Origin of the sequence: Streptomyces sp. NPDC051940 (assembly GCF_040680895.1) — a bacterium.
In the GTDB taxonomy this organism is placed as follows: Bacteria; Actinomycetota; Actinomycetes; order Streptomycetales; family Streptomycetaceae; genus Streptomyces.
The window spans coordinates 25,190-34,676 of the sequence record NZ_JBFAXR010000091.1; the positions used below are offsets into that span (position 1 = coordinate 25,190).

General features: G+C 72.2%; 5 protein-coding genes. 2 read left to right on the forward strand and 3 right to left on the reverse strand.

The window, feature by feature from the left end; genetic code table 11:
- Positions 1-8 precede the first annotated feature (8 nt).
- Positions 9-1,196 (forward strand): ATP-grasp domain-containing protein, encoded by a 1,188-nt coding sequence (locus tag AB0M28_RS28460; protein WP_365410987.1) that lies wholly within the window; start codon positions 9-11, stop codon positions 1,194-1,196.
- Here AB0M28_RS28460 and AB0M28_RS28465 read toward each other — a convergent pair.
- Together AB0M28_RS28465 and AB0M28_RS28470 are read right to left on the reverse strand one after the other, a co-directional pair.
- Positions 1,119-2,246, reverse strand: a complete 1,128-nt coding sequence (locus AB0M28_RS28465; RefSeq protein WP_365410990.1) for an alkaline phosphatase PhoX — start codon at positions 2,244-2,246, stop codon at positions 1,119-1,121. The two genes, AB0M28_RS28460 and AB0M28_RS28465, sit on opposite strands and share 78 nt — an antisense overlap.
- A 133-nt stretch (positions 2,247-2,379) precedes the next feature.
- A complete protein-coding gene (locus AB0M28_RS28470; protein WP_365410993.1) occupies positions 2,380-3,087 on the reverse strand; it encodes a DUF4230 domain-containing protein in 708 nt (235 codons plus the stop codon).
- A gap of 100 nt (positions 3,088-3,187) precedes the next feature.
- On the opposite strand from AB0M28_RS28470, the gene AB0M28_RS28475 reads away from it, so the two are divergent.
- The gene (locus AB0M28_RS28475; RefSeq protein ID WP_365410996.1) at positions 3,188-4,111 is read left to right on the forward strand and encodes a hypothetical protein; all 924 of its coding nucleotides are present in this window, start codon (positions 3,188-3,190) and stop codon (positions 4,109-4,111) included.
- Between the two features lie 48 nt (positions 4,112-4,159).
- Here AB0M28_RS28475 and pulA read toward each other — a convergent pair whose 3' ends face one another.
- Positions 4,160-9,406 carry a pullulanase-type alpha-1,6-glucosidase gene (gene pulA, locus AB0M28_RS28480; protein ID WP_365410999.1) on the reverse strand — a complete coding sequence of 1,749 codons (5,247 nt, stop codon included), beginning with the start codon at positions 9,404-9,406 and terminating at the stop codon, positions 4,160-4,162.
- Positions 9,407-9,487: the final 81 nt, after the last annotated feature.

Genomic DNA, 9,487 nt, shown 5'->3' on the forward strand with positions numbered 1-9,487 from the left:
GACACGCCGTGGAAACGCGCCGGTCACCGGCGCTCGCTACGCTCCGCACGCTTGATCGTCCGAGGGGAGCGTGCGAGATCGCCACACACATCTGGCTGAGCAGTGCGGGGGCGGCGACCACCCAGGTCATCCGCATGCTGAGGGAGAACCCCTCGAACGCCGAGGTACGGATCTTCGGCACCAACATCGACGCCTCGGCGCCCGCGCTGACGGCCTGCGACGTGGCGGAGGTCGAGCCGCGGTACGTGTCGGCCGAGGAGTACGCCGGGTTCGCGCTCGACTTCTGCCGCCGGCACCGGATCGACGTCCTGCTGCCGCCGCGCAGGCTGGAGGCGCTGGCGCCGCGCGCGGCGGACTTCGCGGCGCTGGGCACGCGGCTGCTGTGCCCGCCGGCCGCCGCGGTGCGGGTGCTGACGCACAAGGGGCGCACCTACGAGGAGGCCGCGCGGATCGGGGTGCCGGTGCCGCCGTGGCGGGTGGTGCGGGACGCGGAGGCGTTCCGTACCGCGGTGGCGGAGCTGGCCGGAGCGGGGCGGCTGTGCGTCAAACCGGCCGGGGAGTACTCGGCGTTCGGCTTCCGGATCCTGGACGACGAGCACCGCCCGCTGGGCCTCAGGGAGCTGCTGGCCCCGCCCGAGCCGGTGGCGGCGGTGGACGCGGTGGCCGGGGCGCTGAAGCGGGCGGCGGACGCGGGCGAGCGGATACCGGAGCTCATCGTGATGCCGTATCTGGACGACCCGGAGATCAGCGTCGACTGTCTGGCCGCTCCCGGCGGACGGCTGCTCACGGCCATCGCCCGGGCGAAGGAGGGCCGTTACCGGCTGCTGCTGGACGATCCGGCGCTGGAGGAGCTGGCGCGGACGCTGGTCGGCCACTTCGGGCTGCCGTACCTGTCGAACATCCAGCTGCGGCAGTGGCGTGGCGCGCCGGTCCTGCTGGAGGCGAACCCGCGGGCGTCGGCGGGCGTCTTCCAGACGGCGTTCACCGGGGTGAACCTCCCCTGGGCGGCGGTACGCCTCGCCCTGACGGGGGACGCGTACGGCCCCGGTCCGCTGCCCCGCCCCCGGCTGGGCGGGCGGGTGGCGGTGACCGAGGCCGTGACGGAGGTGGGGGCGGCGTCAGTGCCGGAACGGGCCGCGGACCTCGAAGGTGACGCCGTCGATGCCGGTCGTGTTGCCGCTCGTGCCGCGCTGTGAGGAGAAGTAGAGGCGGGTCCCGTCCGGGGAGAAGGCGGGACCGGTGATCTCCGAGTCGGCGTGGCCGTCGAGCCGCATCACGGGGGCGACGACGCCGTCGGGCGTGATGATGTTGATCTCCTCGTTGCCGCCGTCCTCGGCGACGTAGAGGTCGCCGCCTGAGCGGCCGGTGATGTTGTCGACGGTGCCGAGGGTGCCCCCGCCGCCGTAGATCTTGCCGAGGGTGTTGGCGGCGGCGTTGTAGGCGTAGACGGAGTTCTCGCCCTTGGCGGTGAAGTAGCAGACGCCGCCCGCGTAGTAGCAGCCCTCGCCGCCGTCGAACTTCAGGGCGGAGCTCACCTGGTCGCGGGTCTCGGTGAACAGCGGGCTGGGGTTGGGCACCCGCTGCCAGACGACGGCGCCGCCGCCGGCGTCGCACAGCACGTCGAGCCGGCCGGCGGAGAGGTCGCCCCAGGTGGTCGGGGTGAAGCGGTAGAGGCAGCCGTCCTCCTCGTCCTCGGTGAGGTAGACGACCCTCCGGTCGGGGTCGCAGGCGGCGGCCTCGTGCTTGAAGCGGCCCATGGCGGTACGGGCGACGGCGGACCTGACGCCGTACGGGTCGGTCTCGAAGACCCGCCCCCGCCACGTCTCCTCGCAGCTCAGCCAGGTGTTCCAGGGCGTGGCGCCGCCCGCGCAGTTGAGGGTCGTACCGCTGAGGATCCGGTACGCGCGGTCGACCGATCCGTCGGCACGGAAGCGGATGGCGGACGCGCCGCCGATGAGCGGCAGCTCGGAATTGGACACGTAGATCCACGCGTCGCCGTCGGCGAAGCACGCGCCGCCGTCGGGCGCGCCGTGCCACGTGGCGCCGCCCACGGAGTGGCTGCTGCGGGCCACGATCCGGCTGGTGAACCCCTGCGGCAGCGCGACCCCGTTGGCGTCGGCGGCGAGCAGCGGCCCGTACGGGCTCTCCCCCGCCACGCCGGCCGCGGCCCCTTGCCACAGCCCGCCCGCGAAGGCGACGGCTCCGGCCCCGGCGGTGACGACACGAAGAAAGCTACGGCGCTCCATGGATACTCCCCTGGCAGTCGGTGGAGGGTCGCCATCACCATGCCCCTGACAGAGCGTCGGGTGAATTGTGATGAGGGCCAATTCCGGCGGAACGCTTTGTGACGGGCTGGTGGGGCGGGTGAGGCCCCACCGGCTACCGCTCCACGGACGCGGACGGCGAGGGCGAGGCCGACGTGCCCCCGCCCGGTGGTGCCATGCCGTAGTGGACGTCGACCCGTTCGAAGCCCAGGGAGCGCAGCAGACCCTCCAGCATCAGGGTCGTGTTGCGTTCCGCGCGGGATGTCAGCCCGCTGGACTTCGCCGCTTCGCCGATGTGCCGGGCCGCGAGCTGGTTGACCTCGCGTTCGTCGTTCGGGTTGTCGGCGAAGAAGTCGCCGAAGCGGTCCAGCAGACCGCGCTGCTTGGTGACCGCGTAGCTGCGCTTCGGGTCCATCGCCGGCCGGCCCAGCTTCGCGTGCGGCAGCCACAGCTCCGCGGCGGTGCGGTCCGCGTTGACCTGGACGCCCTGGTCGGCGACCCGGCCGAGGTCGACGTACGCGTCGACCGTGCCGGCACCGACGTACAGGGTGCGCTTGCCGCGCAGGGCGTCCGGGAGGAACTTCGCGTCCTTGTCCAGGTCGACCACGACCTGGAAGTTGCCCTCGGCCGCCTGGTAGCGGCTGAGGTCCCGTACGGACTTCAGCAGCACCGGGCCGGAGCGGTCGTTGGTCTCCTCGTCCAGCAGATCGCCGGGCGAGGGCAGCAGGTCCACCTTGACCAGCGCGAGCAGCAGGACCAGGACGGTGACGAGGACGGCGGGCAGCCCGATCCACCACGGGACACGTCGTCGGGAGATTTCCATGCGACCCCCTTCTCCACACGCCGGGCGGGTTCCCCCCATACGCCGGGGCGGAACGTCCCGGATTGCGGAACCGGCGGCCACCGGCGCACGTCACAGCGGCATGACTGTGCTCATCATCCGGGCGTCAGCCCCTCTCGTCGCACTCGTCGCAGGCGTGTCGCTGCTGCTCGTCGGCTGCGGCGAGCAGCAGGCCGGTGACGCTGCCGATTCGCAGCCGGCCGCCGGCTCGAAGTCGCCCGATGCGGAAACCTCCGCGCCCGGCACCGTCAACCCGTCCAACCTCGTGCCCGACGGCTATCTGGGCCGGTTCCGGGCCGCCGTGTCCGTGCTGGAGAACCCCGCGCACGGACCGCAGATGTGCGAGGTCATGACGGCCTCGCTGCCGCCCATGTGCGGCGGCCCGGACATCGTCGGCTGGGACTGGAAGGGCCTGAAGTCCGCGGCCAGGAGCGGCACCCGGTGGGGCAGCTATGTGCTGACCGGAACCTGGGACGGCCACCGCTTCACGCTGACCGAACCCGCGCGGGACGCGGACGAAGTGGCCCCCCTCCCCGACCCGGAGAAGCCGGACTTCAGCACCCCCTGTGACGAGCCCGAGGGCGGCTGGCAGCGCGCGAAGCCCGGGCAGGACCAGACGCCGGTGTTCGAGGCCGCCCAGATGATGGACGGCTACGCCGGGGCGTGGATCGACGACCATCGGGGCGAGAGGTCCCCCGAGGCCGCGTTCCCGGTCCTCAACTTCCGTTTCACCGGCGACCTCGACACGGCCCGCAGCGCGCTGCGCAAGATGTGGAGCGGCCCGCTGTGCGTGACGAGCGCCGAGCACACGTACAAGGAGCTGGAGCGCATCAGGGACTCCCTGGTCAAGGAGATGCCCGAGTTGATGAGTGCGAGCATCGACGGCAGGGGCAACGGCGTCAAGATCACCACCTGGGCTCCCACCGAGAAGCTGCAGCGCACCCTGGACGAACGCCACGGCGAGGGCGTGGTGGCCCTGCGCGGCTTGCTCGAACCCATCGACTGACGGCACGCAGGGGGGACCCGGCGGCAGCCGGGTCCCCCCTGCGCGGTGCTATCCGGCCGTGTACACCGCGACCGTGCGCCCCGGGACCGTGAACGTCCCCGAGCCCGCGTCGTACGACGCCTGCCGGACCACCGGGTCGGAGCCGCCCGCCTGCACCGGGTGCAGCCGGTAGCCCGTCCCCGCGAGCGCGGCGACGCGCTGCGTCTGCTCGGCGGGTGTGGCGTTGAAGACCACGACCAGCCTGCCGAGCCGCATCGTGATGACGCCCGGCGTCTCTTCCGGCCCGGAGAGCGGGAAGGACAGCGCCGACTGGACCGCGTCCGCCGTGCCGAGGCTGAAGGCGCCCTCCGCGCCGCGGATGCGGAGCAGGTCCTGGTACGCCCCCGACGCCCCGGTGATCTGCGGGCAGCCCACCTTCAGCGCGGGCGCCGTCAGCAGCGGTCGCGCGAAGGACCACTTCGAGGCGTTGTCGGCCGCCGGCGGCAGCCCGCGCCCGAAGCCGTTGCCGGCGCGGCAGTCCCAGTGGATGGCGTTGAACCAGTCACCGCTGTCGTACGAGTTGCGGTCCAGGGACTTCGACCGCAGCAGGTCCGAGCCCGCCTGGGAGAGCGCCGGCCCCTGCGACAGCACCGCCGTGCCCATGGCCAGCACCTGCATGCGCGCCCGGTCCGCCGGGGACACCGTCGACGGCAGCTTGAAGGCCAGCGCGTCGAACAGCGCCTCGTTGTCGTGCGCGTCCGCGTAGGCGAGCGCGTCGCCGGGCGCCGCGGCGTAACCCGCCGGGGAGCCGTTGTAGTCGACGCCGGCGCCCGTGACCGGACGGCCCGAGGTGTCGGTGAAGCGGTAGTCCGCCAGGTTGCCCGACAGGCCGACCTTGATCAGGTCCTGGTAGTGCAGCAGCCGGGCGCGCTGCTCCTCGCGGGTGCCGTTGGCGGTGGAGCCGTTGGGCTCGTTGAAGAGTCCGGAGGCGAAGCCCTGGACGCCGGGGTCGGCGTCGAAGGGGCCGCCGCCGCGGACCGCGTCGCGGGCCCGGTCGGAGAACGTGGCGATGCCGGTCCCGGCCATGTTCTTCTGCGTGGCCTGGACGAAGCGGGCGTCGTCGGCGATCTCGCCGAAGTTCCAGCCCTCGCCGTACAGGATGATCTTCTTGCCGTCGACGCCGTCCTTCTCCACCGTCAGCGCGTCGAGCGCCTTGCGCACGGCCAGCATGTTGGCCTTCGGGTGGTGGCCCATCAGGTCGAAGCGGAAGCCGTCGACCTTGTACTCCTTCGCCCAGGTGACGACGGAGTCCACGACCAGCCTGCCCATCATCGCGTTCTCCGGCGCGGTGTTGGCGCAGCAGGTGGAGGTGGCGACGGAGCCGTCGGCCAGCAGCCGGTGGTAGTAGCCGGGCACGATCTTGTCGAGGACGGAGGTGGCGGCCTGGCCGGAGGCGGAGGTGTGGTTGTAGACCACGTCCATCACCACCCGCAGCCCGTCGCCGTTGAGGGCCTGCACCATCCTGCGGAACTCCACGGTGCGGGCCGTGCCGTCCGGGTCGGTGGCGTACGAGCCCTCGGGCACCGTGTAGTGGTACGGGTCGTAGCCCCAGTTGTACGCGTCCTTCGCGGCGGTCTTCGCCACGCACTCCTGCTGCTTGTCGGAGTCGGCGGCGAACGCGGCGAGGTCGCAGTCGGGCGACGCCTGGTCCGCCTTGCGCTCGGGGATGGTGGCGATGTCGAAGGCGGGCAGCAGATGCACGTACGACGTGCCCGCCTTCGCCAGCTCGCGCAGGTGCTTCGAGCCGTCCGAGCCGGCGTCGGCGAAGGCGAGGTACGTGCCGCGGTGCGCGGCGGCGGCCGTCGGGTCCTCCACCGAGAAGTCGCGGACGTGCAGCTCCTGGATCTGCGCGTCGCGCAGCGGTACGGCCTTGGGCTTGGCGAGCGTCGACCAGCCGGACGGCGCGAGGGACTTGTCGCGCAGGTCGACCAGGAGGCTGCGCTCGGAGTCGGCCGTCAGGGCCACCGAGTACGGGTCGGTGACCCGGTTCACCACGACCTCCCCCGCCGTGGGCGCCCACACGGTCACCGCGTACCGGTAGGGCTGCCCCTTCCAGCCCGCCGGCCCGGTCACCGACCACACGCCGGAGGCCGCGTCGCGGCGCATCGGCACGCTGTCGCCGCCGATCTCCAGCGCGACGCGCTGGGCGGTGGGGGCCCATACGGACAGCGTGGGCCGCCCGTCGCGGAACACCGGTCCGAGGCCCGTCTGCTGGGCCGCCCCGGCGTACAGGGCGTCCAGCACCCCGGCGAGCTGGACGCCGGTGGCGGTGAGGACCGCGCCGTTCGCGGCCCGCTGGGTGGCGACGACCTGGCCCTTCAGCGCGTCGCGGACCCGGTCGCGGTCGCGCGGGTCGACGGTGAAGGCCGGGTAGTCCTTCAGGTGCGGGAACTTCGCCTTCTGCGCGGCGGTCAGCTCCGCCGGGTTCAGCCGCAGCCAGCGGGCGGTGCCCGTCAGCTGCCCGTCCTCGACGGCGATCGACCCGTCACGCGAGTACAGCAGCTGGGTGGACGCGGCGGCCGGACTGCCCTTCCACGCCACGGTGTCGGCGTCGAGCCACACGGCCTGCGCCTTGCCGAGGTCGAGGGCCGCGCCCCCGCCCTTCGGCTGCGGCAGGAGGTACTTCTCCTGGCCGTTCAGCATCCACACCTCGTGGCCGTTCGCCGTGAGGTCGAGCGACTGGTCGGCGGGCAGGTCCTTCTCGTCCCCCTTGTGGACGATGTAGCTGAGGGACGTGGCGCCCGCGGCGAGCGGCACCTCATAGACCGCACCATAGGAGTCGATCCGGGACGGCTGAAGGGGCTGCGCCCACTCGGTCGGGTTGGCGGCGCCGGTCCAGGTGTGCAGGCCCCAGCCGTCGTAGTTCCCGTCGGCGCGGTGGTAGTGCAGCACGGCCTTGGAGGTGTCCTGCGGCGGCGAGTCGGGTGCCGTCTCCCGCACCTCGGGCTTGCCCTGCTCGACCCACACCTCGCCGGTCCTCGTCAGATCGACGAAGCGGTCGGCGTCGACGTCCTTCACGCCGTTCTTGTCGACAACGATGAAGCCGACGTTGGAGGCACCGGGCTTGAGCTTGACGTAGGCGAAGGCGCCGTAGGCGTCGCGGCCGATGAACGGCTGGCCCTGCGGCCACGGTCCGGACTGGCCGTCGGCGACGTCGCCCCAGGTGTAGAGGTTCCAGTCGGCGTACTCGCCGTCGGCGCGCTTGTAGTGGACGACCGCGTAGTCGCGGGAGACGGCCGTCGGCGGCTGCTCGACGGGCGGGGCGCCCGCGGTGGTGGCGGCGGTCGCACTCGCGGTGCGGCCCGCGGAGTCGATCACGACGGCCTTGTAGCGGAGTTCGGTGCCGGCGCTCGCGGTGACGTGCTGGGTGACCTTGTACGGGGCGTGGTCGGCGGAGCCGAGGATCCGCCACGGCCCGTCGCCCTGCTGGGCGGCGAAGACGACGCGGTCGAGCTGTCCGCCGGGCACGTCGGCCTCGATCTCGACCGTACCGGCGGCGCCGGCCGCGGGGGCCTTCAGCGTGATCGACGGCTCGGCGGCCGGGGCCCCGAGCGGGGCGGCGGCCTTCAGCACGACGGAGCCGAGGGCCGGCACCTCGACGGTGAGCGTGCGGTCGGCGTCGCTGCGGGCGGTGCCCTCACCGCCGTACAGGAAGGCGAAGTCCTGCGAGGCGGCCGAACCGGTGGGGACGCGCACCGTCCTGGGCGAGGTGCCGCTGTTCACCGCGACGACGTACTCGGTGCGGTCCTTCAGGCCGGTGCGGGAGAAGGCGTACACCGACCCCTCCGCGAGGCGCTCGGTCTGTACGCCGTCGCGCAGCGCCGGGTGGGCCTTGGTGAGCGTGGAGAGCGCGGCGATCTGCCGGTACAGCGGGTGCTGCGGGTCGTAGGCGTCGCTCGCGTGGGTGCGGTCGGTGCCGAGCTGGTCGTCGTCGAGGTAGTCGGCGGTCTTCGAGGCGAAGAGCGTCTGGCGGGCGTCCTTGTCGCCGCCGGCGCCGGTGAAGCCCTGCTCGTCGCCGTAGTAGACGACCGGGTTGCCGCGGCTGAGGAACATCAGCTCGTTGGCCAGCCCGTAGCGCTTGAGCAGCTCCGCGTCGGAGGCGTCCGGGTTGTCCTGCTTCAGGAACGTGCCGAAGCGGCCCATGTCGTGGTTGCCCAGGAAGGGCACCTGCTCGTACGCGTTGGCCTTGTCGGTGGTGTAGCGGTAGTCCTGCGCGAAGAGCCGCGCGAGGGTGTCCGCGGAGCCGCCGCGGGAGGCGAAGGTGCGGGCCGCCTCCTGGAAGGGGAAGTCCAGGGTGGAGTCCAGCCGGCCCTCGGTGACGTACGGGGCGGTCACCGCCGGGTCGGCGGAGTAGACCTCGCCGAACATGAAGAAGTCGTCCCGGCCCTGCTTCGCGGCGTACGCGTCGAGCGCGGTCGCCCACCGGGTCCAGAACTCCTGGTTGACGTGCTTGACCGTGTCGATCCGGAAGCCGTCGATGTCGTAGTCGCGCACCCACCGCTGGTAGATCTTCGTCATGCCCTCGACGACCTCGGGACGTTCGGTCCACAGGTCGTCCAGCCCGACGAAGTCGCCGTTCTCCGAGGACTCGCCGGCGAAGGTGGAGTCACCGCGGTTGTGGTACATCGTGGGGTCGTTGAGCCACGACGGGACCTTGGCGCCGCCGGCCGCGACGGGCGTACGGGGGAAGGAGTCGGCGTCCACGGCCGGGAAGTCCCGGGTGCGGTCGGCGTAGTCGGAGTCGTCGAACGGGACGCCGTCCTTCGTGAGGTACGGGAAGGCGCCCTCGCTCAGATAGCCGTAGGACTTCTCCTGGTAGTCCACGACGTCGGCGGTGTGGTTGGTGATGACGTCGAAGAAGACCTTCATCCCCTTGGCGTGCGCCTTGTCGACGAGCCGCGTGAGGTCCGCGTTGGTGCCGAAGTGCGGGTCGACCTGGGTGAAGTCGGTGATCCAGTAGCCGTGGTAGCCGGCGGAGGCGTTGTCGCCCTCGCCCTGTACGGGACGGTTCTTGAAGATGGGCGCCATCCAGATCGCGGTGGTGCCCAGGCCCTTGATGTAGTCGAGGCGCTCGGTCAGCCCCTTGAGATCGCCGCCCTGGTAGAAGCCCTTGTCGGCCGGGTCGAAGCCGGTGCTGAGCCGGCCGCCGGTGAGGCCGCCGCGGTCGTTGGCGGTGTCGCCGTTGGCGAACCGGTCGGGCAGGACGAAGTAGAACTGCTCCCGGGTCAGGTCGTGCCGGGCCGGTTCCGCCGCCATCGCCGCGTCGGACGGCGGGGGCGTTCAGGTCGGCGACGACCGCGTCCGGCTCGCCCTCGACCGCGACGAGGTCCATGAGCC